A 25594-nucleotide genomic window follows, 5' to 3' on the forward strand; every position below is an offset into this window, starting at 1 on the left:
CGGCAGTCTAGCTGGCATCCGCATCCTTCACCATTGTCCGAATATAAAAGTAGCCCATAAAAGAACACAGTAAAAACATAAATACTGCCATTGCGCTGGCCGTATGCGTCTCCTGATAGCTGGAAAACACCTGCTGCATCGCAACACCCAACACTTGTGGTGAGTTGGCACCGATCAGGAAGGGAGCCGTAAAGCTGCCCATGATTCCCATGAAAATGAAGGTCACCGCAACCCACATCGTTTTATAGGAAAGGGGTAAAATAAAGCGACCAAACAGCTGCATCGTGCTGGCTCCAGCATCTCTGGCACTTTCGACGACAGCGTTTGGAATGCTGGCAAGTGCCGAGCTGAGCAGCATGGTTGCGAACGGAATGTTGAACCACAAATTAGCCAGCACCAGACCCTTGTAGTCATAAATAATCCTCGGGATCGTTTCAATTCCAAGCGGCAGCAAAAGACGTGCAGCCCAACCGTGATTGCCATACATGGTAATGATCGCATACGTTGCAATTACACCGGGAACAAACATCGGAATAAAATACAACCGGCCTATCCACTTCACGACAACCCCTTTGCCGAATCTTAGATAAATCGCCAAAGCATAGCTGATGACCAGAGTAAGGGCCGTCGAGACTAGCGTGACACTAATGGTATACATGATATTTCTACGCATGGCAGGTTCCGTGAACAGCCGAATATAGTTGGCCAGCCCGTAGCCCGTTCCATATTGATCAATCAAGCTTTCCTTCACGGCATAAAGAATCGGAATAATAACGACGACCAGCAAAATGAGAAAAGATGGGATGACCAGGGCAAGCCCCAGCATCCCCCTTTTGGACAATGAACTCATGATCAACCGCCCGCTACTTCACTTTGCCAGCGTTTGTAAATTTCCTGCTGAAGCTCTCCGCTGTTAAAGCTGCGGTATCCAGAAGATACACTGTTGAATTTCTCCTGCAGCTCCGTTGGCATCAGATTCCACTTAATCCCCGGGTAGCCGTACATTTTATTAATAACCACCGTTTGCGCTTCAGGCGTCAGTATATAATTCAAGAATTCCTGAGTGGCTTCTTTTTTGGAGGAGAGCGAAGGAACCATCAGATAAGAGGGTCCCCCTGTAAAAGCAGGATCGATCTGTGTCAGCTTCACCGTGTCCGGAAGCAGCCCTTTAGCCAGCTGCTCGAGTGCCATATCAGACCAGGCTGGAACCATATCAACCTCTCCACTCGCCAAAATATCAAGCGTGCCTTGGTTCTTCTTAGGATAGACTCCTTTTTGGTACATTGAAGGGCCCAGCTCCTTAAGCAGTGAGAAGCCTTGATCCCATTTCTTCATATTTGCCGGATCATCACTGTTCATCGCCTCTGGCGGAAGGAAATTATAGATCACCGTGTTCACAAACGAGCTGCCTGACCCACCCGTAGACGGATCGTTATAAGCAAACTTGCCTGGATGCTGGCGAATCCACGTGTACAGCTCGTCGGCTGTTTTCGGAGGCGTCGCTACTTTTGCACTGTTATAGGCAAGGACAACCGAAGAGGCACGATATGGAATGGCCTGATTGTTGACTTGCTTGAGATATGTTTCATCAACATTCTTCAAATTTGGAACCTTGGCAGCGTCAACCGTTTCCCACAGTTTCTCGCCTACCCCCTTGGTGATGTCATCCAGACTGCCTTCGTACAGGTCGATATCTGTATCGGTTTGCCCGCTTTTCTTGGCTGCAATCAGGCGATCCAGTGTAGATGCGCCTCCGGTCCCTGCTGGCAAATACACCAGTTTGACCTTAACGTGATCATTTTTAGCTTCAAAGTCCTTGATTAACGTTTCCCACAGCTCTTTGACGTTCAGAGACCCTCCAGTGTACAAGGAAATTTCCGTCGTTCCCGTAGCGGCCCCCGCTTTTGTAGACTTGGCTTCCCCTGTAGCCGTGGCGGCATTACCGCCGTTACCACAACCAGCCAACAACGATAAACTAAGTACCCCTGCCAAAACCAGACCCATATTCTTTTTCCCAAACACGTTGTTGCCTCCTTTAGATAGTTGCACAAGTTCGCAGCATCATCAGATGATGCGTTCGTGACGGACATTGATGCGATATAGAGGTTGATCGTGAATCTTCACTGTGCTGCTGGAAAAGTAACTATTTTACTGAAGCTGAATCTGATGTGCTCTCCACTGCGCAGCTCGGCCGCTCGTTCACGCGGCACAAACATTTTCAGATGATGGGTACCGCTATCCAGCGAAACTTCCGCATAATGCCCTAGAATCATCACTTGTCTGATTGTTCCGGCTAGAGAACCATTTTCTTCCGTCGTCAGAACAATATCCTCTGGTCTTACACCAACCATGGATTCACCTGTGTATTCATGCTCTTGTGCAAACGGTATTCCGCTCACAGAGACACTGCGACCTGTGCTCACCCCCTTTAATAAATTGATACGGCCAATAAAACCCGCTACAAAAAGGGACTGTGGCTTGTCATAAATCTCCTGCGGCGAAGAAAGTTGCTCAATCCGGCCCGCATTCATAACGACGATTCGGTCGGAAATGGACAGCGCTTCCTCCTGATCATGGGTGACGAACACCATCGTCATTCCTGTCTGGGTCTGAATATCACGCAGCTCCTCTCTCATCTCCATGCGCAATTTGGCATCAAGCGCGGAAAAAGGCTCGTCCAGCAGCAATACATCAGGCTTTAGCAGCAAAGCCCGAGCGAGTGCTACCCGCTGCTGCTGACCTCCCGAGAGCTGTCCCGGCGTTTTACGCTCTGCGCTCTCTAGCCGAACCAGCGCTAGCGCTTCCTTCACCTGACGGTCAATTTCTGTCTTCTTCACCTTTCGAATCTTCAACCCGAAAGCCAGGTTGTCATACACGGTCATATGCGGCCACAAATTATAGCTTTGGAACACCATAGCCGTCGGACGTTTTTCGGGCGGCAGCTTGAGTACGCTTTTACCCTGAATCTGAATGTCGCCACTGTCCGGGTCCAAAAAACCGCCAATGGAGCGAAGCACGGTTGTTTTACCACAGCCGGAAGGTCCCAGCAGTGTCACCAGCTCTCCCTTCATCACGTCAAGTGAAATGCCTTTGACTCCGTCTCCTGTCTTGAAGCGCTTGGTTAACTCTTGAATGGATAATTGAATGGGCATTAGCTTAGGCTCCTTTTTCAGGATTTTGCAAACTCCTCTTTTGACCAATTACGTTATTTCACCTGAAATCCGCCTGCCAGTACATCGGCACTTACAAAACGCTTGGCTGCCAATAGCAGAATGATCGTTGGCAGGGTTAGAATGACTGAGAAAACAGCACCTGTTGTGCTCGGATAATCAGCAATGATGGAATACATGATGACTGGCATTGTTTTATAGTCCGGCGTTCCGACAAGGAGTGTCCCTTGTGCTTCATCCAGTGAAGCAAGAAAAGTAAAGATGGAGGCGACCACAATGCCGGGCAGCGCCATAGGAAAGGTGATTTTCCAAAACACCCGAAAGGGTCCGGCTCCAGCATCCCGCGCCGACTCCTCCTGTGCGCGATGTACGCTGCGGAAGGCAGAGGATGGAATCCAGGTCATATACATGAGTGTGTTTACCATATGGATGAGCACAATGCCTGCAAAAGTGTTCATCAAACCGAATTGGTAGAATAGCACGGCAATGGACACATACAAACCCATTTTCGGAAAAGCATGCGTAAGCAGGAATGAGAAAAGGAACCACTTACTGAGCGGGAAAGAAATTCGTGCAAAGGCATAAGCAGCAGGAATACATACGATAATGGAGCAGACCGTAACGGTAATCGCAATCAGGAAGGATAGGGAAATCGAGCTGACTACATCATCCTGGGTAAGTACAAACTTCCACCATTCCAGTGACAAGCTCTGCGGGAGCGGTGCAGGATACTGCCATTTTCCTGAAACCGCCAAGAGGAGGAGATTGGTCAGAGGCCCCAGGAAAAAGATGACGAAAATGATAAGCACGATGAATTCAACAATTTTGCGTGTGCCGAGTGAGCGAAGATACCAGTTCATAATTCATCCCTCTCAAGACGTCTAGACGTCCAAATCTCTTTTCTATTTGGATTATAGAGAGGGTTTGTTATCACAAATCGACAAGGAAGATAAGATTATGTAAAGGGAAAGATACCATTTAACACTTCACAGAATAAAAAAAGAGAGAGGCTGCTAACAGCCTCTCTCTCAGGCTGTCGAGAAAGTCTCGACAGCCTATTTTATGTTAATTTTGTTTAAGACGACACCGCGTTAATGTTGTATAATATAGGTAACTATTGTAGAACGGATGGTGTTGATATGCTACGCTCCAACCGCGAAAAACAACAATCCTACGAATTTGTTTCCATCGAAGATCTGGTTCCTCAAGATCACTTGCTCCGCAAAGTAGATAAGTATATCGATTTTTCGTTTATCGATGATAAAGTTCGATCACTGTATTGTGCAGACAACGGGCGTCCTGCCATTGATCCTACCGTATTGTTTAAAATGATCTTTCTCGGTTATTTCTATGGCATTCGCTCAGAACGGCAACTCGAGCGAGAAATTCAGACGAACCTAGCTTATCGTTGGTTTCTGAGGTTGGGCTTAACGGATAAAGTTCCGGACCATACGACGATTAGCTGGAATCGTCGTACTCGCTTTAAAGACACCACGATCTTTCAAGATATCTTCGATGAAATTGTGCTGCAGGCGATCTCTCACCGAATGGTGGGTGGGCGTGTTCTCGTCACCGATTCCACACACGTCAAAGCCAATGCTAACAGGCACCAGTACACCAAAGAACAAGTGTTGCAGAATACTAAAGACTATATGGACGAGCTGAACGAAGCGGTGAAGGATGACCGGAGAAACCACGGAAAAAAGCCTTAAAATCCCGAGAGGAAGTGAACGAAGAAAAAGAAATTAAAGTGAGCAAAACAGACCCGGACAGCGGCTATATGATCCGTGATGGCAAGCCCGAAGGCTTCTTCTATCTGGACCACCGCACGGTGGATATGAAGTACAATCTGATTACGGACGTGCATGTGACACCGGGGAATGTACATGATTCTGTCCCCTATTTGTCCCGTTTGGATCGCCAAAGAGAACGTTTTGGTTTTCAAGTAGAAGCTGTTGCACTAGATTCAGGTTATTTAACAACGCCGATTTGCCGAGGTTTGCAGAACCGAAAGATTTTTGCCGTGATTGCTCACCGAAGATTCCATCCCAGACAAGGACTGTTTCCGAAATGGAAGTTTGAATACGATGCCAAACGCAATGCGTATAGATGCCCAGCCCAACAGGAACTGCCCTACCGAACGACGGACCGTAAGGGATACCGGCAGTATGCCTCTGACCCAGCTCAGTGCCAGCATTGCCCACTGCTAAGTCAGTGTACCCAGTCTCGAAACCACCGCAAAGTGGTGACTCGGCATGTCTGGGAAGACAGCAAAGAGTGGGTACGGAGCAACCGGCTGAGCCCATCTGGTAAAAAGCTGTACCGCAAACGAAAAGAGACGATTGAGCGAAGCTTCGCGGATGCCAAAGAGCTCCATGGGTTTCGCTATTGCCGTTTGCGCGGTCTTCCAAACGTCAGGGAACAAGCCCTTATGACGGCAGCCGTGCAGAACATGAAGAAGATGGCGATCCACCTAGATCGCCTGGAGAAACAGGGGTAACCCCCCTGCTTCTCCAGAGACCAGAGCATTATGATGTAAAAAAGAAACCCACGTCTCAAAATGACGGGGTTTCTCGACAATCTGAGAGAGAGGCTGCTAACAGCCTCTCTCTTTGAACATGTATTAATAGCTATATCATTCTTGTCCTACAAATAAATCGGAAGCACCTGATTCGTTTGATCACGATTACGCCCAACCGAGAAAATAGCAATTGGGATACCTGTCAGATCAGACACGCGTTGTACGTAATTGCGTGTAGTCTCAGGCAGTTCCTCCAGCGTTTTCACGCCAGTGATGTCTTCGCTCCAACCTGGCATTTCTTCATATACCGCTTCGCACTCCGCCAGCATTTTCAGGCTAGCCGGATAATGCGTAATCACCTCACCGCGGTACTTGTAACCTGTGCAAATTTTCACCGTTTTCAGGCCAGTCAATACGTCCAGCGAGTTCAGGGAAAGACCCGTTAATCCACTGACACGACGGGCATGGCGCACAACGACGCTGTCAAACCAGCCTACACGACGAGCACGACCTGTAACCGTACCGTACTCATGACCTGTTTCACGAATGTAATCGCCGACTTCATCGTTCAGCTCAGTTGGGAAGGGTCCATCGCCAACACGAGTTGTATACGATTTAGCTACACCGATGACTTGTTGAATCTTGGATGGACCCACACCGGAACCAATACATACGCCGCCAGCCGACGGGTTGGAGGACGTAACGTAAGGATACGTACCTTGGTCGATATCAAGCATAACGCCTTGCGCACCTTCAAACAGTACCTTTTGATTTGCGTCAATTGCATCATTCAACACGACAGATGTATCTCCTACATAAGGACGGATAAATTCAGCATATTCCAGATACTGTTTTAGTATTGCTTCTACATCCAATGGCTCGCCGCCATATACTTGTTCAATCACTTGATTTTTTTCTTTCGTTTGATGGCGCAGCTTCTTTTCGAATTCCTCTGCATCCAGCAAATCAGCAATACGAATACCGTTACGTGCAGCTTTATCCATATAAGCAGGGCCGATCCCTTTACGGGTAGTACCAATTTTGTTAGGACCCTTGCGGTCTTCTTCCAGCACATCCAGCGTCATATGGTACGGCATAATCACATGTGCACGGTCGCTAATAACCAGATTTTTTGTGGAAAAACCATTATCATGAATGTAAGTAATTTCTTCAATAAGAGCGGCTGGATTTACGACCATGCCGTTGCCAATAACACACTTTTTATCTTCATAAAAAACGCCGGATGGAATCAGGCTCAGCTTGTACTTTTTACCGTCAATGAGAATCGTATGACCAGCATTGTTTCCGCCTTGGTAACGGGCCACTACTTCAGCGCTTTCCGCCAGATAGTCCGTGATTTTACCTTTGCCTTCGTCTCCCCATTGTGTTCCCACAACGACTACAGTTGACATGTTTCATTCCTCCGTGGAGTGCCCACAGACACTCTGATTTTGAGCTGACACACTACGCATATCCGACTTCAACCGCCTGAGCGAGCAGATATGGAGCGCTCTCGGACAGCAGGAAAAAACGTCCGTCGCAGACATTCCGTAGGTTCGGAAAGCCCCGGGCGTAATGTTCTCCCCACTGCGTTGAAGCAGCACTATAAGTGTAACAGCACCATTTTTTAAAGTCAAATAAAAAGCGAACATTATATTACATGAAAATAGTATTGTTCGTAATTGAGAGTTTCATTCCTTATATGAAAATATGTGAATTCTATAAAAAAGGACCCCTTCGAGATCGCGAAATCCGCGTCGAAAGAGCCTTTTTTAATGATACTAATATGTTATCCGGCGAACGCATCCGAATGGGCACGCTCGTAATTAGCGAATTTATTATAATTTTTGAGAAAGACCAACTCTACCGTACCGACCGGGCCGTTACGCTGCTTGGCAATGATAATCTCAATAATATTCTTCTTTTCTGTTTCCTGATTATAGTAATCATCCCGGTACAGAAACGCCACGATATCAGCATCCTGCTCGATAGAACCCGATTCCCGCAAGTCACTCATCATCGGCCGCTTGTCTTGACGCTGCTCCACACCCCGGCTCAGCTGGGAGAGGGCAATTACAGGCACTTCAAGTTCACGAGCGATTTGCTTCAATGTCCGTGAGATTTCAGATACCTCCTGCTGCCGGTTCTCGCCTGCTTTGCCTCGTCCGTGAATAAGCTGCAAGTAGTCGATTACGATCATACCCAGTCCCTTTTCCGCCTTGAGACGGCGGCATTTGGCACGGATATCCGCCACAGTGATGCCGGGTGTATCATCGATATAGATTTCCGCCTCTGACAAGGCTGCAATGCCCATCGTCAGCTTCGCCCAATCGTCGTCGCCTTTAAACTCACCTGTCCGCATGACGTTCGCGTCCAGATTGGCCTCGGCACAAATCATCCGCTGCACGAGCTGAGCGGCCGACATCTCCAGACTGAAGATGGCTACTGTCTCCTTTGCCCGAACCGCAACGTTTTGCGCAATATTCAGAGCAAACGCTGTTTTACCTACGGATGGACGGGCGGCCACAATGATCAAGTCATTGCGCTGGAACCCCGCCGTCATCTTGTCCAAATCAACAAACCCGGACGGAATCCCAGTCGTATTGCCCTTGTTCTGATGCAGCAATTCAACGCGGTCAAACACTTCCATCACGACATCGCGGATGGCAATAAAACCACTACCTGAGCGCCCGTTGGATATCTCCATAATCTTGCGCTCAGCATCGCTCAGCATACCAGCGACATCCTCGCCACTGCTATAGCCTTCGCTCACAATCTGCGTAGCTGCACGAATCAAGCGACGAAGCATCGCTTTTTCTTCAATGATCTGGGCATAGTAATCTACGTTAGCCGCTGTTGGCACCCCGTGAGCCAGCTTCGCCAGATAACTGACACCACCGATATCCTCTAGCTGTCCCTTGTCCTGAATTTTCGAGGTCAGCGTAACCAAGTCAATCGGCTGTCCGGATTCACCCAGCTCAATCATTGCTTCGTAAATCATCTGATGAGCCTTATCATAAAAGTCCTCGGTCTGCACCCGCTCCATTGCGGTAATCAGTGCTTCAGACTGGAGCAAAATAGACCCGATAACCGCCTGTTCAGCCTCCAGATTTTGCGGAGGAATCCGATCAAAAAATTCGCCGCCCATAATTATTCTTCAGTCACCTGTACTTTCAGCGTAGCTTTGACCTCAGGATGAAGCTTAACGGTCATTTGAGTCACGCCCAACGTACGAATCGGTTCTTCCAGCTCAATTTTGCGTTTGTCCAGCTTGATACCAGTTTTAGCTACTGCCTCCGCGATTTGCTTGCTTGTAATCGCGCCGAACAGTCGTCCACCTTCACCAGCCTTCGCCTTGAGCTGAACCGTTGTCTCTTCCAGCTTTTTGCCGAGCGCTTGCGCCTCTTCCTTTTCCTCTTGCTTGCGCTTTTCCTCAGCAGCATTCTGGTTTTCCAGCGTCTTCATATTTCCTTCTGTCGCTGGACGGGCAACACCACGCGGCAACAGGAAATTCGCTGCATAACCGTCCGACACTTCCTTAATTTGCCCCTTCTTGCCTTGGCCCTTCATATCTTTAATGAATATCACTTTCATTCAAATAACCCCTCTTCCCCATCAATTTCGGCCAGCACGTCGACCACTCTGCGCTTAGCTTCCTCCAGCGGGCAATCCAGCTGAACCGCCGCATTCGTCAGATGTCCTCCGCCGCCTAGCCGTTCCATGACGACCTGTACGTTCATGCGTCCGAGTGAACGGGCGCTGATCCCCACCAGGCCGTCAGGACGTTCACTGACCACAAAGGAGGCCAGTACATCCGTCATATTGAGTAATGAATCCGCCACCTGAGCAATCAGGAGCTGCGGTATTTTCTGTCCGGGCTCAGTTACCGCAATTGCGATATGCCCATATATCATTTTAGCATGCTTAATAATTTCCGCCTTAGCAATATATTCATCCAAGTCCTCTTTTAACATGCGCTGGATCATAACTGTATCTGCTCCGCTACGCCGTAAAAAGCCGGCTGCCTCGAATGTACGCGAGCCTGTATGCAGGGAAAAATGCTTGGTATCCACCGTAATCCCTGCCAGCAGTGATGTTGCCTCCAGCGGTGTCAGTTGGACCTTCTCATGAATATATTGCAGCAGCTCGGTCACCAGCTCACAGGCCGATGACGCATAGGGCTCCAAGTAGATCAGAACCGAATCGTTAATAAATTCCTCGCCCCGACGATGATGGTCAACAACAACCACCCGACTAGCTGTCTGCACCAGACGCGGCTCAATCGTCATGGAGGCCTTGTGCGTGTCCACCACGACCAGCAGACTGTGCTCAGTCATCAGCTGGAGCGACTGCTCTGGTGTCATGAGCGCTTGCGATAGATTCTCATCCTTGTTTACCTGCTCCATCATTCGGTCGATAGACGGATTGGATTTATCGAGTACGATATGTGCCTCTACATTGTAAAGTGCCGCAGCCTTCCACACACCGATGGCAGCTCCCACCGCATCCATGTCCGGTATTTTGTGTCCCATGATCAGCACGCGGTCGCTCTCCTGCATCAGATCACGCAACGCATGTGCAATCACTCGGGCACGTACTCTGGTACGCTTCTCGACAGCATTGGACTTGCCTCCGTAAAAGGACAGGCGTTGTCCCGCCTTCACTGCTGCCTGATCGCCCCCACGTCCAAGCGCCATATCCAGACTGGATTGGGCCAGCTCGCCTAGCTCCTTGATGCTCTCTGCACCGAAGGACAAGCCAATACTCAGTGTCATCGGTACTTTCAAATCCGCCGTCATTTCCCTTACGGTATCCAGAATGACGAATCGACTCTGCTCCAGCTCCTGAAGTGCTTTATGGTTTAGCATAATGAGATAACGCTCAGAAGATAATCGACGCAAATAAATATTGTACTGATTAGCCCAGGATGTAATCTCACTTGACACCTTCGCAATAAGCGCGGTGCGTTGCTGATCGTCCATCCCCTGAGCAGCCTCGTCCATATTATCGAGCATGACGATACCGAGCGCCAATCGCTCGTTTTCATACTGCTTGCGTAGCACCGCCAAATCCGTTACTTCATACAAATATATCAGACGCTCATCGGGCACGATCAGAAACTGATAATGACGCTCATCATGCTGTAGCTCCACCTTCAGCTCACGAGCAGGCTCCTTTGTTTCCTTTTTGGTGCTTAGGGCACCTGCGAGTTGAGGAAACAAATCATGAAGAGACTCACCAATCAGCGATTGCTCCTCAAACATCTCCCCGGCAAACCGATTGTGCCATTCTACCGTTCGATTTTCACTGTATAAAATGATGCCGAACGGCAATGTGCTAATCGCTTCCCCTTCCACCCGCTTGATCCGGAAGGAGAGACCGCTGATATATTGATTCAGTTCCCGACGAAAATCCAATTCCGTCTTCAGCATCAGCCCGCCGAGCAAGAATGACAGCAACAGTCCTATCACACCCAGTTCCCAGTTGTACATGGAAATACATATGACAAGGACCAGCAGCAGCAAAAACGCCCAGACCGTCTGATAGCCGTGCCAGCGTTTTTGTAGAAATTTAGGCATGACTGTTCACCCTATTTCTTTGATCTTGTAATAGCTTCACGCAGCGGAAAGGCCAAATCAATAATACCTATAATGCGGAGCGGCTGGAACACCAGAACGACGAGCGACAGCAGCAACGCAATCACCGGGCTCATTTTACGGCTATGCGTCCAGAAGTATACAAAACCAATTGTCTGGATAATAAAACATGCATGAATCAGCGGCAGCATACTAATGGAGACCATTTGAATCCAGCCGCTATCGGAAGACCCTGCTATCCATTCAATTACAATTGCCAGCAGATAATACCAGATCAGCGCGCGCGGTAGCCTCCACTCGCGGGCAGGCTTCATTTTGCGTACTGGTACATCGAGACTGCTCAATGCCGGACGTGCCAAAGCATGCGTAATCACTGCCAATATGAACGAGGTCACGATCAGCACATACGGAATTTTTCCAATCAGCATTGTGCCGAGTTTCTGCGTATCCTCTGCCTTCCAATTCATGTTTGAAAACATCGGATTAGCACTCAAAACCTGCTGTACAATACTTGCCGATATCGCAGCCTGATCACGAAGATACTGTGCAAGATCAAACCCAAAGGAATACGTGGCGATAAACAGAACAACCAACAACTCGGCTAAAATAATGCCCATTCCGGTCATCAACGCCTGAAAAGCAGGTCCTCCCTTTTTATATATCCGTCCCATCATGATTGAAGGAATCAGAAAATAAATCGCAGGGAGCAGCGAATACACATCGAGTAGCGCTATAATGAGCAGCACCGGTATGACGTGGACCAGAAATCCTTTGAAAGGCAGCGATGAAAACAATACAGCGCCAGGCACAATCAGCAAAAATACGGTAATGATTCTTAATGGTGTCAATAGAGTCAGCAGCAGAAGCAAATAAATGACGCTCCATGCTACAGTTGCCAAGCGGAATTTCAACGTTTTCACCTCTTACGCATATGTTCTTCCAGTGCGGAAATGTCCTGATACCAATCCTCCAGCTGGTGTCCTTCTTTTCTGTGCTTTCTTAGCTTGTCGATGAGTAGATCATCCAATTCACGGTAAGACACTCCAAGGCGCCTCCCCAAAATATAACTGCTCATCACTAAGCTCGCCAAGCAATCACCAATGCGGGCTGTACTGCCTTCCCACATTGCCTTAAACAAACGGGAGACTTGGTCCAGCACCTCTGTTTTAAGCCATTCAATAACCTTGGCTCGTTTAACTACATCCATTTCTTTAGGCATATGATGAAGAGTCACACCCCTCTGAAAAAGCTTTATTCTCCATTATAGCATATCCTATTCTGAAAATAACTGTAGGGTAAATTGTTATTTTCGGAGCAGCTTTGTTGCTTATTTTAGCTTGAAGTATTAAGCGATTCCCTGGATACAAATTTTTCACAATACTCAATAATCTGGCTCCGACGTACAATGCCAATAAACCGTTCCATATCATCTACAACGGGCACAAAGTTCTGTACCTTAGCCAAATTGATTAAATCCTCCATGTTAGCATCAATGGACACGGGCTTCATCGTAACCCGCAACGGAACGTCCTTAAGCATAAACTTAGAAGCGTTTTCAAAGGTGATTTTTCCCTCGGACTCTTTCATATGCCACAACAGATCACCTTCTGTAACCGTACCTGTATATCTACCTTCCTTATCTAAAATAGGAACCGCTGTAAAACGGTGATATTCCATCCGTTCCAACGTTTGCCGTAAAGTAGCATCCGCCGTTACACAAGCAACTTCCTGTTTGGGAAGCAAGAAAAAAGCGATATTCATGAGAAACGAATCCCCCTCAAAATCAAATATAAATCAATTGATTATTCACTGAATGTCCTGCTTGTCGGGAAGCCTCAGCGTCTGCGGGGTTGTATCGGAATCTAGCCAGTTGGCAATTATGAGTCTGGCATATTCAAGTTCCTGTTCATTAGCCCGGTCATAATACAGGCCCTTCTTCTTGAACCCTTCCCCCGTAATCGTAAAACTTGAAATTTGCGGATTCCCCTGTGAAATAGCCTGCTTGCCAAGCCCAGTAATAAAAGTAGGTTCCATGTCGGTTTTGAAATTGGCTCCCATAATATCGAGCAACTCTGGAATCTTGGTAATTCCGTTGATATTCAGCAGCTTATCCGCCATAGCGTTCAGGAAAATTTGCTGCCGTTTGGTACGATTGAAGTCGCTATCTTCCCGATATCTAACATAATACATGGCTTCCTCACCATTATAAAGCGGCTTGCCCGCCTCAATACGGAACTTGATATGCAGCGGATTCTTATTCTCAATGGGCTTGTCGATTGGAAGCACAACTCCACCCACCGCATTCACCGCATCCTGAATACCCTGGAAATTAATCGTAGCATAATAATCGGGCTTATGCTCCATCAACTTCTCTACTGTAGCCATGGACATATCTTCGCCTCCGAACGCATAAGCATGCCCCAACTTATCAAAATCATCCTCGCCATCGCGATTCGGATCATGTCCGGCAATCTGTACGTACGTATCCCTTGGAATAGAAACCAGAAGCACACGCGATTCCGCGGGCCGTACTACCGCATACATAACCGTATCCGAGCGACCACGCGCCTTTTCATTGGGTCTTTGATCCGTACCCAATAACAGTACCGAAAAAGGTTCCTTACGGTAAGCTACTGTCTCTTGCTGCTGCTGTTCCCCGGATTGTCGGGGCTGATAGGATTTCTCCAGCTTGCTTTCCAACGTCGGTGATACAAACCAGTCAAAAGCCACCAGTGTCAGCTGTTTGCGGAACAGGTAGCCTCCCAATGCAATCAAAAATAAAACAATACATGAAATATATAGAGCGGTAAACCTCTTTTTCTTTTTGGTCTTTCCACGGGTCCTTCTCCTATGTCTTCTCTCCATAACCGGTACCTTCCTTCTTTCCGTCACAAATCCCATCTCTTCATTAAACCGAATTGATCCCTCATGAAGCGAAAACTTCCCCTCAAAGCATAAAAGGTCTGCTACCTTGTTGTCAAAAGTGTCATGGCGTGGTCAGCTCCTCGAATTCATACCAAAAAGGGCCTCGACCTCACGGTCAAAGCCCCAATTCATGTTTTTATTCGTATCCTATGTAGCTTTCAAAGTCATTTTTCCCTTAATGTGGAGCCAGTTTCGCCAAATTTTGTAGTCGCACCGGAAAAGAAGTCGACAGGGCAAAACCATAATCGAACAACCTCCGGGTCTGCTCAAAACGCTCTTCCTTGCTCGGAGCACCCAGCACCACAGCAACTAGCCGTCTTCCATGCTGCTCAGCGGTACCCGTGAAGCAGTATCCAGCATCGCTTGTGTACCCTGCTTTCAGTCCGTCTGTTCCTGCATAAGAGTACGGTCCAGCCAAGGAAGGCAGCATCCAGTTCGTATTACTAATGTAGATGCCTTTATCCTTCAACTCCATCTGCGTACGACTGGACGTTCTCAAAATCTCCGGGTGTGACGTAATCAAATAGGAGGCCAACTTCGCCGTGTCGCTTGCTGTCATTTTCGTCTCTCCCTGAATATCCTCAGGGTGATTCGGCCCCAATTCACTCTGACCTGCACCAGAGGCATTGCTGAAGCGACTATCGGATGACAACCCAATTTGAGCAGCTTTTCCATTCATACGCTTCACAAAAGCTGATTCATTCCCTGCTGAACGCTCGGCTAACGCGACAGCGGCATCATTCGCTGAATACACAACCATACTCTGGAACAACTCGGATACGGTCATCCTTTCACCATACCGAAGAGACAGATTTACACCACCCACCGTACTCGCGTAACGGCTAATTCGCACTTCATCATTCCAACCTAACCGTCCGGCCCGAATATCCTCCAGCACCAATAGCTCGGTCATGAGCTTGGACATATTTGCGGAAGGCATAGGTGTATCACCGTTCACATCCATCAGCAATTCCCCAGTATGCATGTCCATCAGCACCGCTGCCTCTGCATCCACATTCGGCTTTCCGATCAACAGGCGGGGTCCAAGTGTAATAAAAATCAATATAATAAGTAACGGGACGACAATAGCCCAACGTATCCAGTGTTTTTTCATCATCGTAATAACCTCCATACTCTATTAGACGATGAAAAATCCATTTTGTCTGCAATTTTTCGAAAAAAAGATACAATTTTTTTACCTTTTTTATTCCACGCCAAAATATCCGTCAATTCTGCTTCAGGATGACGGATATTTTGCTGTCCTAATTATTATATTTTAGGCAAAGTGACAGGCTACAAAATGCTGATCGCCCGCATCGCGGTATACCGGAATCTCTGTTTTACAACGTGCTTCTGCCATAGGACAACGTGTATGAAACTTGCATCCTGAAGGCGGATTGGCCGGAGATGGGATGTCTCCTTTCAACACAATCCGTTGTCTCTTAATCGTGGGATCGGGAATCGGTACTGCCGATAGCAGCGCCTTCGTGTACGGATGAAGTGGATTACTGAACAGTTCCTCCTTGGAGGAAAGTTCTACCATTGAACCCAGATACATCACACCAATCCGGCTACAAAGATGCTCGACTACACTTAGATCATGCGAGATGAACAGATAGGTCAATTGGCGTTCCTGCTGCAAATCACTTAACAAGTTAATGATCTGGGCCTGAATAGACACATCCAGAGCAGATACCGGCTCGTCAGCCACAATAAAATCAGGATTCAAAATCAAAGCCCGTGCAATCCCGATCCGCTGACGCTGACCGCCAGAGAACTCATGCGGATACCGATCATAATGATACGAGGACAGGCCGCAAATATTCAGCGTTTCATTGACCTTCTTCCGCAGCTCACTACGATCAATCAACCCGTGATCCAGCAACGCCTCTCCAATGGCTTCACCGACCTTAATTCTCGGATTCAGTGAGCTAAAAGGGTCCTGAAAGACGATTTGCAACTTCGGACGAAGCGCACGAATCTGCTCTTTGTTTAACGCATGCAAGTCTTCTCCTTTATATCGTACCGATCCCTCTGTCTTATCCATCAATCTGAGAATTGTTCGTCCAATCGTACTTTTGCCGCAACCCGATTCTCCTACCAGACCGAAGGATTCACCCTTATGAATGTTAAAGGATACATCATCGACTGCTTTCACATGTCCGACAGTACGCTGAAAAATCCCGCCTGTGATCGGGAAATACTTTTTCAGCCCTTCCACTTGAATCAAAGGCTCGCTCATATCCGTTGCCCTCCTTCTTTCTCATATAGCCAGCAGGCAACCTTATGACCATTCTCCTTTTCATTCAAGGGAGGAGCCTGATCCTTGCAAATTTGCATACAATGGGAGCACCGATCATGAAAATGACAATTTTCCCCCAACTCAATCGGGTTTGGAACCTGTCCTGGGATGGAATACAGTCGATCCATTTTCTGATTAATGACGGGCTTCGCCTTTAGTAAGCCTTGAGTATATGGATGCTGCGGATTTTTAAACAGCTCAATGACAGGCGCCTCTTCAATGACGTTTCCAGCATACATAACGACCACATAGTCAGCCATTTCTGCCACAACGCCTAAGTCGTGCGTGATGAGCATAATGGAGGTTTTAAGCTTATCCTTCAAATCCCGCATTAAATCCAGAATCTGCGCCTGAATCGTAACATCCAGTGCCGTTGTTGGTTCATCCGCAATCAATAGCTTCGGATTACAGCTTAATGCGATGGCAATCATGATCCGCTGGCGCATACCGCCACTCAATTCATGAGGATAGGAATGAAATATTTCTTCCGATCGTGAAATCCCCACCAAATTAATCAGCTCAATTGCCCGAGCATGTGCTTCTCTTTTACTCATTAATGTATGCATCAGCAATGGCTCCGTGATCTGTTCCCCAATCGTAAGCACGGGATTCAGAGAAGACATGGGCTCCTGAAAAATAATCGAAATGTCATTGCCGCGAATCTGCTGCATTTGACCTTTATTAAGCGTTAAGAGGTTTTTGCCCTCAAACCAGATTTCACCGTCTGAGGTGTGGGGAGAATCAATCAGCCGCATCATCGTCATCGCTGTTACACTCTTACCGCAGCCAGATTCCCCTACCACACAGAGCGTTTCACCCTCACGAATTTTAAAACTGACGTCATTGACCGCTTTGACAGTTCCGCTAGAGGTATGAAAGTGGGTTTTCAGGTTACGAAATTCAATCAAAGCATTTTTCATAAACGTTCGTCTCCTACTTCTTCATTTTAGGGTCCAGTGCGTCACGCAAACCGTCGCCAATCAGGTTAATCGCTACAACTGTAATGAGAATACACATTCCCGGTGGAACCCATATCCAAGGCCGTTTGCGGAAGTCAATTAGGTTATTCGCAGCCGATATCATATTCCCCCACGAAGGTGTGGGCGGCACAACACCGATTCCCAAGTAGCTGAGCGCAGATTCTGTAATAATCGCACCCGCTACTCCAAGCGTAGCCGTAACAATAATGGTAGGAATCGTGTTCGGCAGCAAATGCCGGAATATTTTGCGACGGTCTCTCAAGCCTAGCGCTTCCGTCGCCTGCATGAACTCCTGTTCACGCAGCGTAAGAATCTGCCCTCTGACCAGACGGGACAAGCTAGTCCAGCTCAGGACCCCGATAATGAGCATCAGAAAATAAATGCGATTCGACGGATCGACCTTCAAATCCGACAGAACAGCACCTAAAATAATAAGTAGCGGTAATGTAGGGAGTGCCATGAAAATATCGGCAATCCGCATAATAACCGTATCCACGCCTTTACGATAAAACCCTGCCAGCGCACCCAGCGTTGCGCCGATCATGACCGAAATAAACGTGGCGACCAGCCCTACCGTCAAGGAAATACGGCCAGCCAGCATTGTTCGCAGCAAAATATCTCTACCAAACTTATCCGTACCGAGCCAGTACTTAGCATTAGGCGATAAGTTTTTGTCAGCTAGCCTGTAATCATCTAAATGATAAGGTGAAATCATCGGTCCAAAACTACAAATGACAACCATCAGAATTAATATAACGAGACCAGCCAAAGCCAGACGGTTTTGGTTAAAACGGCGAACGGCGATTCTCCATGGAGACGCTTCAGGACGGATCGCCGCCTTTTGATTCGTTTCAATCGTGACTGTTTCTGCGGACAATAGTATCCCTCCTACTTCAAGCGAATTCTTGGATCTGCCATGCCATACAATACATCAGAGAGCAAATTACCGATAAGCGTAAGTAACGCTAAGAAAATCGTGAAGCCCAACATAAACGGATAATCCCGCATACTAATCGACTCCAGATAAACCTGACCCACACCTGGCCACACAAATACCTTCTCCAGAATCATCGCCCCGCCAAATAAGGCCGGAAGCTCGAAGCCGAGTAGTGTGATGGCTGGAATCAGTGCATTGCGCAGTGCGTGCTTGAAAATAACTGTCCGTTCCTTCAAGCCTTTGGCGCGTGCGGTACGAATATAATCCTGACGAATGACCTCCAACATGCCTGTACGGAAATACCGGGTCAGGCTTCCTGTGCTCAGCATCGTAAGTACGAGTGTCGGCAGGAACATATGCTTGAGAACATCCACCATATAAGCCCATGAGCCTGGCTCCATCCCTGCTGTGGTCATGCCCCCAACCGGGAGAATTCCCCACTCCAGGGCAAATATTTTGATGACCAATAGACCAATAAAAAATGAAGGCAGCGACATACATAAGAAAATAAATAATGTGACAAACTTATCGAATAACGAATATTGGAACTTGGCTGAAAATACCCCTGCAATAACCGCAATCAACCAGCTGAAAATAAGACTAAAAAAAGCGATAATAAATGAGTTCCATACATAATTGCCAATGACCTTCGTTACCGGCTGCTTATGCTGTAATGAATCCCCCATATTCCCCTTTAACATATTACCGGCCCATATAAAATAGCGTTGGTATTCCGGTTTATCCAGCCCGTAGATATGTCGTAGCTGCTGCGCCTTTTCGGCGGTCATATTTGGGTTCTGCTTGGCTGTAATATAATCACCCGGCACCATGGCTGAAATCGCAAATACGATAATAGATATGCCAATAAGTGTGGGGATGAGTTGCAGCAGTCTTCGAATAATGTACTGCTTCATATTCATTCCTCCAGACGAATAAAGTGATATGCCCAGCTCGTGAGAGCTGAGCATACGTTTGGCAACCCTTATTGAGCGATCTGAGCGTTATGCAGAGTGAACTCAAAATCTTTGTATGGAGTAATTTCTAAGCCAGATACACGTCCATTAACTGGCCACATATCTCTGCGTTGGTACATAAAAATAGTTGGCAGATCTTTGTTCAATTCTTGATAGAGCTGTTTGTAAATCTGTTTCCGTTTCTCTTGATCCAGCTCATGCTTACCAGCAAGCGTTAGTTCATCGACCTTCTTATTGGAATAGCCGATATCATTTTGTGCACCATTCGTAATAAAAGTTGTTGTATCCGGGTCTGGAGTTAAGCCCCAAGCCGCGAAGAACATATCGAACTTGCCTGTATCCTTTTTATCCATAATGGCGTTAAAATCTAAAGTTTCGGAAGTCAGCTTGATGCCTAGCTCCTTATAGTTATTGGACATGATCGGTAGCAAGGCCTCTACAACTGGATTATCAGCAGTCGCAGAGAAGTTAATGGTCAGCTTTTCTCCGCCCTTTTCGCGAATTCCGTCAGCACCAACCTTCCAGCCTGCCTCATCCAGCAAAGCCTTCGCCTTAGCTGTATCAAATTCATATTTGTTGATACCTTCATCCGTATAAGACCAAGATTCTGTAGATTGTGGAATGTTAATAACATTCGCATATGGACCATACACGCCCTGCACAATCTCTTTGCGGTTCAAACCAATCGTTAGAGCTTGACGTACTTTAGGGTCCTGAAATTTCTTTTCCTTGTGATTAAACGCTATATATCCATAGCCATTTGTCGGCATAATATTCACGTCCAAGAAGCCTAGAGCCTTTAATTCCTCTACATTGTCTTCCGTAACTGTGATGTTGTCCATGTCCGTTTCGCCCGTTTGCAGCATAGACAGGTTCGTTTCTTCTGTTGTTGTTTTAAAAATAACTGATTTCACCTTTGGTGCGCCCTTGAAGTAGTTTGGATTCACTTCAAGAACGACTTGCTGACCCGGAGAGAAGCTTTTCAGCACATACTGCCCGGAACCGATTGGTTTATTATTAAGCGCCTTGATGCTGTCCAGGTTACCCTTTTTGAATCCTTTTCCATAATAAGCTTCTGGCATAAAGTATTGCTCACCCAGAAAATCCTTTGTATACGCTGTTGCTTCTGTAACCGTTACCTCTACCGTGTTATCATCAATGACCTTGATACCCGAGATATCATTCGCCTTGCCATCGTGATATTCTTTACCGCCTTTAATCTTAAAAGATAAAACATCCGTTTCTCCATCATAATTCGGATCATGCAGTACCTTGAGGACAAAAGCATAATCCTTCACGGTTACTGGCGTGCCATCACTATACTTCACACCTGGTTTCAGATGGAATGTATATTTTAGACCATCCGGCGATACATCAACCTTGTCAGCCAAACTATTTTCATATGTACCATCTGCCTTCACCTGTAAGAAGGAATCAAATACTGTTCTGACCACATATAAATCATAAGTTGTTTGCCAGAATAGCGGGTTGAATACCCCTTTAGGTGATGTCATACCTACTACAATGTTATCTTTCCGATTCGTCGCTCCCGGAGGATTTTGCGACAGATCAGTCGCTTTAATAACGCCCTCTGTAACGGGTGCACTACCTTCATTTCCCTCTGTTTTATTATCCGCATTGCCTTGCTGTGGCTGTGCCTCATTAGCACCTCCGCTACATCCTGCAAACAGAACACCAACGATCGTAAGCACCATAAGCAAAGAAACCCATTTCTTCGTCTGCATCATCCTGTTAATCCCCCTTAGTCGGTTCTTTATTTAACAGCCTGTCTCATTCCTGCGGTGATTCGTTAAAGCTTGAGGTTTGAAAATGAAGTTGCACATCCTCCTTACTGTCCTAATAACGTAAACGCGTGTTTTAGACCTCTGGTCAATTTTGTGTACTAACAACCATTACATTTTTATTAAGGTTTATCTTAAGTGTAAAATAATATCACGTCAATATCTTTTTTTATGTAATATACAAATGCAAAACATCTATTTATGTAAAGTTTATGAATTTTACTTGTGGAAAATGACAAAAAACAGGACTCTATGTAATATAAAATAACATTTCAGAATGCCGAAATATTTACTCTGGCGAGTTGGGGAGCTTGCAATTTCACAAGCCATTAAAAGGTATACTATCGTTTATGGGTAAACATGGATTGTATTATTAGTAAGTTACAATAGATGGGACTTGTTGTCAATATAAAAAATCACGAAAAAAGACGCTCCCGGGATCGGGAACGTCTTTTTTTCCACCCACTACTATTCAGTAGTGTAAGGAAGCAATGCGATTTGACGGGAACGTTTAACAGCGATTGTCAACATACGTTGATATTTCGCACTTGTTCCAGTCACACGACGAGGAAGAATTTTTCCACGTTCGCTGATGAATTTTTTAAGCAGGTCTGTATCTTTATAGTCAATGTGAGTAATTTTGTTCACAGTGAAGAAACATACTTTACGACGTTTGTTGCGACCACCACGACGAGCTGGTCTTTTGTTATCGTCTCCGCCTTCTCTTTGTCTGAAGCCCATTCTTTGTCAGTCCTTTCCCAATTAAAATGGTAAATCATCATCCGAAATATCGATCGGTTTTCCGTCATCGGAAAAAGGATCCTGATTGTTTCGCGAGTTATTATTCCCGCGTCCACTATTGCTGTTACCGCCTCCGAAAGGAGACTCCTCACGCGCAGCTCCACCGCTATTGCCGCCATCGCGGTTAGATTCCAAGAAACGCACATTATCAGCTACAATTTCAGTCACGTATACACGTTTTCCTTCATTGTTCTCATAATTACGCACCTGAACACGGCCTTCAACAGCCGTTAAACGACCTTTGCGAAGATAGTTAGCGCATGTTTCAGCAAGCTGACGCCAGGTTACGATCGGCAAGAAATCCGCTTCCCGTTCGCCGCCTTGACTCGTAAACGGACGGTCTACAGCCAGGGTGAACTGGGTTACCGCTACACCAGACGGTGTATAGCGCAGCTCTGGATCTTTGGTCAAACGACCGATCAGAATGACACGGTTCAACAATCCAATCCCCTCCTTTGAGCGTTGTTCATTACATAATCACGTACAATAATTAAGCTACGTCGTTCGTAATGAGATAACGAATTACTTCGTCAGAAATTTTCATGATACGCTCAAGCTCAGTAACAACAGCAGGTTCTGCTGTGAAGTTTACCAGAACGAAAGAACCATCACGGAATTTCTTGATCTCATACGCAAGACGGCGTTTAGTTACATCGTGACTCGTAATTTCGCCACCGCCGTTAGAGATGATACCTTGGAATTTATCGACTGTCGCTTGAACAGCTTCTTGTTCAATGTCAGGACGAATAATATACATCGCTTCATATTTGCGCATTCTTTACACCTCCTTATGGACATAAGGCCCTCAATCTCAGTTGAGAGCAAGGAACGAGCCTAAACTCGCACTAAAACAGTTTACCAAATCCAACAACTGAATGCAACCTACAAATTCGAAACATAAGCCTAAAACAGCTAAATATACTGCATATCATTAGCTTTATACAATTTTATATAACATCAAAAATTTCGCATATATAAAGGAAATCATTTGATTCACTCACTATCTGTATACCCGGTTTCGCATGTTTCTGTTCAAGACAGCGCACAATAACCGTTGCAGTCCAAATTCATTTATCTAAGGAGGTGCCACCATATGGGTGAAAAGACTGAGTTCGAACCAGGGGATAACGTCCCAAACGACGGCGTATATATGGAGGTCGGAGAAAAAAGCTTCCATACTGAAATTCAAAACCCGAAACAAGTAACGCTGGAAAGAGGCGACTCTTTTCCGGAGACCACCAACCATAATCGCAAATGGAAGAAAAAAACGAAAGCTCGTGTCCACTAATGTATATTTCTTAGGAGTTCTGGCCATATTATGATTAGGCGATACAACAGAGAGGTGTGGTTCCGTTGGACGACGTAGCCGGACAAACTGTTAGGAGATCCATTCCGGGCATTAGAAGCGTTAGGTTTGTGTAAAAGGACACTGTCTTTTCGACACGGTATTGCTGGTCAGTACACCGAGTTTCATGATGTGATTGGACAGATCGTATCCTGTTAAAAATGTATCGCCTACGATGGAGGACCTTTGTGGTCCTCCTTTGTTGCATTATCGGACTTTTTGCATATCCTGGTAAAATGCAGATTAATTGAGCTCCTTCTGCTAGAATATATCCAAGTACAAAGACCTACTATCTACGGAGGTTTAAAGATGAGCTATTCTCGAATATTAAAGTGGATATCAGGTATATTCGAATTGGTGCTTGCCGTACCAATTGTGGGGGGAGCTATTGTCATGGGGACCGGCTACTCGGCTCTGGGATTTATGCTTATCCTGCATGCAGTAACACTTATCCTATCGTTACGCAATCAGGAGGCGATCTACGGCTCTGTATGGGGAGTACTCACTTCTTTGCTGGCCTGGATACCCTTTGTGGGCTGGGCTCTCCATTTGATTGCGGCGATCCTTCTGATGATCTCTGGCTCAAAAAAAACAAAACGCTATCATTACCCGCCTAACCAGCTATAACAAAAGAGTGCTCCTAACGGCAATAATTTCTCCGCTGTCAGGAGCATTTTTTTGTTATAACGCCTTATTCATCCCAATAGATTTGTAATCGTTTCTTCCTTTACCCTCATGGTTTATCTTAGTGCTTTTCACTTTATCACAATCTGTTGACCTTTTATTCCACAAACAAAAAATCCCCTACGTCACAGACGTAAGAGATTGGTTTATTTAATGAAGTTAGTGGCGGAAAGAGTGGGAGTCGAACCCACGCACGCCTTGCGACGCCTAACTGATTTCGAGTCAGCCCCCTTAGACCTCTTGGGTACCTTTCCGCAGCAAGGATAATTATATCATCATTGCAACTGTGACGCAAGCTGATTCTGGTTCATCGCCATTCATCTTTCTTGGCTCAATTTGCTTCTGTGTTTTGCTCGTCGGCGTTGGCCTTTGATCGCAGCACTTTCTTCATGTTTTTTTCGAACTTGGCACGCGGAATCAGCACACTATGCTGGCAACCGACACATTTGATTCGAATATCCATCCCCATGCGGATAATTTCCATTTCATTCGTTCCACACGGATGGGGCTTCTTCATCTGTACAATGTCCCCTAGTTCAAATGACTTACGCTCCACCCTTCTCTCCCCCTTTTCTTCCTTGTTCGTCTTCTTTTTCTAGGGTTACCGCCGTCTCCAATGCTGCCTGACGATGTTCCTCATCCTCCAGAGCCTTCTTGATGTTATTCTGAATATCACGCTCTACCACTGCCCCTGTATTCGGCATACATTCTGCCACAACACGCACAATATACTCTGAGGTGGTCATGGACTGAACCCCTAACACATCCGGTATATTAAGTATCTGTACATTGGATTCTTCAATGCCTTGGATTGCCTGTTTTACCAAGCCAACTGCTTCCTCCAGGCTACGCTCGGCCTTCATTGGCACATCCACTACCGCCAACGCGTTGGACATGGAGAAGTTTGTTACCGTTGTAATTGAGCCATTCGGTAAAATATACACCTCACCTTTCCAGCTCACCAGTCTGGTTGTACGCAGCCCGATCATTTCCACTGTACCCTTGAAAGTACCTGTCTGAATGACGTCTCCTACGGCAAATTGATCCTCAAAAATAATGAAAAATCCGGTAATTACATCCTTAACCAAACTCTGTGCCCCAAAACCAACAGCCAATCCAAGCACTCCAGCTCCAGCAATCAGCGGGCCGAGATTAATGCCCATTTGCGATAGCACCAGCATAATTAAAATGAAATTAAATACAATATTGGTTATGTTTTTCAGTAATTCCCCAACAGTGGTTAACCGCCTTGTGTTCAATCGAAACCTGCCGTTATCTCCCTTTTGTTGCATTGACTTATCTATAATTTTATTAATAACTCGAATAAAGATACGTGTGATGATAAAAATAATCGCGATTTTCAAAATTACAAACAAAAAGGTCGACCACATCGCACTATCGGTAAGCCATTTCAATACAGCATCCTTCCAGTGAATTGCACCTTTCACTACGTCACCCGTGTCTAAATTATCGGTCAACCAATGTATAAAGGTCATGCTGTACTCCTCCTTAAACAAGGGAACTACTCTTCCTGCTTCCCGAATTCTATTTCCTAC

The 25594-nt window shown here is 46.4% G+C and carries 26 protein-coding genes and 1 tRNA gene; 3 read left to right on the forward strand and 24 right to left on the reverse strand.

Annotation, left to right across the window (positions count from 1 at the left end; all coding sequences use genetic code 11):
• Positions 1-7 precede the first annotated feature (7 nt).
• The 4 genes from MKY98_RS26425 to MKY98_RS26440 form a co-directional block, all read right to left on the reverse strand.
• On the reverse strand, positions 8-850 hold the full coding sequence (locus tag MKY98_RS26425; RefSeq protein ID WP_029518942.1) for an ABC transporter permease: 843 nt from the start codon (positions 848-850) through the stop codon (positions 8-10).
• A 2-nt stretch (positions 851-852) separates the two neighbouring features.
• The gene (locus MKY98_RS26430) at positions 853-2022 is read right to left on the reverse strand and encodes an extracellular solute-binding protein (RefSeq protein ID WP_025723151.1); all 1170 of its coding nucleotides are present in this window, start codon (positions 2020-2022) and stop codon (positions 853-855) included.
• Between the two features lie 98 nt (positions 2023-2120).
• Positions 2121-3152: an ABC transporter ATP-binding protein gene (locus tag MKY98_RS26435; RefSeq protein ID WP_029518944.1), complete on the reverse strand. Its 1032-nt coding sequence runs from the start codon at positions 3150-3152 to the stop codon at positions 2121-2123.
• A 53-nt stretch (positions 3153-3205) separates the two neighbouring features.
• Positions 3206-4030 carry an ABC transporter permease gene (locus MKY98_RS26440; protein WP_069012367.1) on the reverse strand — a complete coding sequence of 275 codons (825 nt, stop codon included), beginning with the start codon at positions 4028-4030 and terminating at the stop codon, positions 3206-3208.
• A gap of 279 nt (positions 4031-4309) precedes the next feature.
• On the opposite strand from MKY98_RS26440, the gene MKY98_RS26445 reads away from it, so the two are divergent.
• A protein-coding gene (locus MKY98_RS26445; RefSeq protein ID WP_341011439.1) for an IS1182 family transposase occupies positions 4310-5670 on the forward strand; the annotation gives its coding sequence in 2 pieces (ribosomal slippage) (positions 4310-4877 and positions 4877-5670; 1362 coding nt in all).
• Positions 5671-5816: 146 nt separating this feature from the next.
• On the opposite strand, the gene MKY98_RS26450 is transcribed toward MKY98_RS26445, so the two are convergent.
• The 17 genes from MKY98_RS26450 to rpsF all read right to left on the reverse strand — a co-directional run bounded on the left by MKY98_RS26450 (position 5817) and on the right by rpsF (position 22784).
• Positions 5817-7103: an adenylosuccinate synthase gene (locus tag MKY98_RS26450; protein ID WP_029518946.1), complete on the reverse strand. Its 1287-nt coding sequence runs from the start codon at positions 7101-7103 to the stop codon at positions 5817-5819.
• Positions 7104-7480: 377 nt separating this feature from the next.
• Positions 7481-8839, reverse strand: coding sequence for a replicative DNA helicase (dnaB, locus tag MKY98_RS26455; RefSeq protein ID WP_013373892.1), 1359 nt, complete (start codon positions 8837-8839; stop codon positions 7481-7483).
• A gap of 2 nt (positions 8840-8841) precedes the next feature.
• A complete protein-coding gene (gene rplI / locus MKY98_RS26460) occupies positions 8842-9285 on the reverse strand; it encodes a 50S ribosomal protein L9 (RefSeq protein ID WP_013312788.1) in 444 nt (147 codons plus the stop codon).
• The gene (locus MKY98_RS26465) at positions 9282-11270 is read right to left on the reverse strand and encodes a DHH family phosphoesterase (RefSeq protein WP_069012455.1); all 1989 of its coding nucleotides are present in this window, start codon (positions 11268-11270) and stop codon (positions 9282-9284) included. Before MKY98_RS26465 ends, rplI begins: the two co-directional genes overlap by 4 nt.
• An 11-nt stretch (positions 11271-11281) precedes the next feature.
• Positions 11282-12199, reverse strand: a complete 918-nt coding sequence (locus tag MKY98_RS26470; protein ID WP_069012454.1) for a DUF2232 domain-containing protein — start codon at positions 12197-12199, stop codon at positions 11282-11284.
• Positions 12200-12204: 5 nt separating this feature from the next.
• The gene (locus MKY98_RS26475; RefSeq protein ID WP_013312791.1) at positions 12205-12507 is read right to left on the reverse strand and encodes a MazG-like family protein; all 303 of its coding nucleotides are present in this window, start codon (positions 12505-12507) and stop codon (positions 12205-12207) included.
• A gap of 113 nt (positions 12508-12620) precedes the next feature.
• Complete coding sequence (locus MKY98_RS26480) at positions 12621-13049, reverse strand: CBS domain-containing protein (protein WP_013312792.1); 429 nt, start codon at positions 13047-13049, stop codon at positions 12621-12623.
• 45 nt (positions 13050-13094) lie between these two features.
• Complete coding sequence (locus MKY98_RS26485) at positions 13095-14153, reverse strand: LCP family protein (protein WP_069012453.1); 1059 nt, start codon at positions 14151-14153, stop codon at positions 13095-13097.
• A 235-nt stretch (positions 14154-14388) separates the two neighbouring features.
• On the reverse strand, positions 14389-15330 hold the full coding sequence (locus tag MKY98_RS26490) for a D-alanyl-D-alanine carboxypeptidase family protein (RefSeq protein WP_069012452.1): 942 nt from the start codon (positions 15328-15330) through the stop codon (positions 14389-14391).
• A 159-nt stretch (positions 15331-15489) separates the two neighbouring features.
• The gene (locus MKY98_RS26495) at positions 15490-16455 is read right to left on the reverse strand and encodes an ABC transporter ATP-binding protein (RefSeq protein ID WP_013312795.1); all 966 of its coding nucleotides are present in this window, start codon (positions 16453-16455) and stop codon (positions 15490-15492) included.
• Positions 16452-17435: an ABC transporter ATP-binding protein gene (locus MKY98_RS26500; RefSeq protein WP_069012451.1), complete on the reverse strand. Its 984-nt coding sequence runs from the start codon at positions 17433-17435 to the stop codon at positions 16452-16454. Before MKY98_RS26500 ends, MKY98_RS26495 begins: the two co-directional genes overlap by 4 nt.
• Before the next feature lie 13 nt (positions 17436-17448).
• The gene (opp4C, locus tag MKY98_RS26505) at positions 17449-18372 is read right to left on the reverse strand and encodes an oligopeptide ABC transporter permease (protein WP_029518954.1); all 924 of its coding nucleotides are present in this window, start codon (positions 18370-18372) and stop codon (positions 17449-17451) included.
• Positions 18373-18383: 11 nt separating this feature from the next.
• A complete protein-coding gene (locus MKY98_RS26510) occupies positions 18384-19346 on the reverse strand; it encodes an ABC transporter permease (RefSeq protein WP_023991143.1) in 963 nt (320 codons plus the stop codon).
• 68 nt (positions 19347-19414) lie between these two features.
• Positions 19415-21154, reverse strand: coding sequence for an ABC transporter substrate-binding protein (locus MKY98_RS26515; RefSeq protein WP_069012450.1), 1740 nt, complete (start codon positions 21152-21154; stop codon positions 19415-19417).
• 522 nt (positions 21155-21676) lie between these two features.
• Positions 21677-21949, reverse strand: coding sequence for a 30S ribosomal protein S18 (gene rpsR, locus MKY98_RS26520; protein WP_013312800.1), 273 nt, complete (start codon positions 21947-21949; stop codon positions 21677-21679).
• A gap of 21 nt (positions 21950-21970) precedes the next feature.
• Positions 21971-22450 carry a single-stranded DNA-binding protein gene (gene ssb, locus MKY98_RS26525; protein ID WP_069012449.1) on the reverse strand — a complete coding sequence of 160 codons (480 nt, stop codon included), beginning with the start codon at positions 22448-22450 and terminating at the stop codon, positions 21971-21973.
• 49 nt (positions 22451-22499) lie between these two features.
• Positions 22500-22784, reverse strand: a complete 285-nt coding sequence (gene rpsF, locus MKY98_RS26530) for a 30S ribosomal protein S6 (protein WP_013312802.1) — start codon at positions 22782-22784, stop codon at positions 22500-22502.
• A gap of 318 nt (positions 22785-23102) precedes the next feature.
• Here rpsF and MKY98_RS26535 point away from each other — a divergent pair, with 318 nt between their 5' ends.
• Together MKY98_RS26535 and MKY98_RS26540 are read left to right on the forward strand one after the other, a co-directional pair.
• Entirely contained in the window at positions 23103-23297 is a 195-nt protein-coding gene (locus MKY98_RS26535) for a YjzC family protein (protein WP_069012448.1), read from the forward strand.
• Between the two features lie 366 nt (positions 23298-23663).
• Positions 23664-23981, forward strand: a complete 318-nt coding sequence (locus MKY98_RS26540; RefSeq protein WP_029518959.1) for a hypothetical protein — start codon at positions 23664-23666, stop codon at positions 23979-23981.
• Between the two features lie 220 nt (positions 23982-24201).
• Here the strand turns inward: MKY98_RS26540 and MKY98_RS26545 are convergent.
• The 3 genes from MKY98_RS26545 to MKY98_RS26555 all read right to left on the reverse strand — a co-directional run bounded on the left by MKY98_RS26545 (position 24202) and on the right by MKY98_RS26555 (position 25534).
• Positions 24202-24292, reverse strand: a tRNA-Ser gene (locus MKY98_RS26545).
• Positions 24293-24369: 77 nt separating this feature from the next.
• Positions 24370-24594 carry a DUF951 domain-containing protein gene (locus tag MKY98_RS26550; RefSeq protein ID WP_025723137.1) on the reverse strand — a complete coding sequence of 75 codons (225 nt, stop codon included), beginning with the start codon at positions 24592-24594 and terminating at the stop codon, positions 24370-24372.
• Complete coding sequence (locus MKY98_RS26555) at positions 24584-25534, reverse strand: mechanosensitive ion channel family protein (RefSeq protein WP_069012575.1); 951 nt, start codon at positions 25532-25534, stop codon at positions 24584-24586. Before MKY98_RS26555 ends, MKY98_RS26550 begins: the two co-directional genes overlap by 11 nt.
• Positions 25535-25594 lie beyond the last annotated feature (60 nt).

The sequence above is a fragment of the Paenibacillus sp. FSL M8-0228 genome, from assembly GCF_038007385.1.
Classification (GTDB): domain Bacteria; phylum Bacillota; class Bacilli; order Paenibacillales; family Paenibacillaceae; genus Paenibacillus; species Paenibacillus polymyxa_D.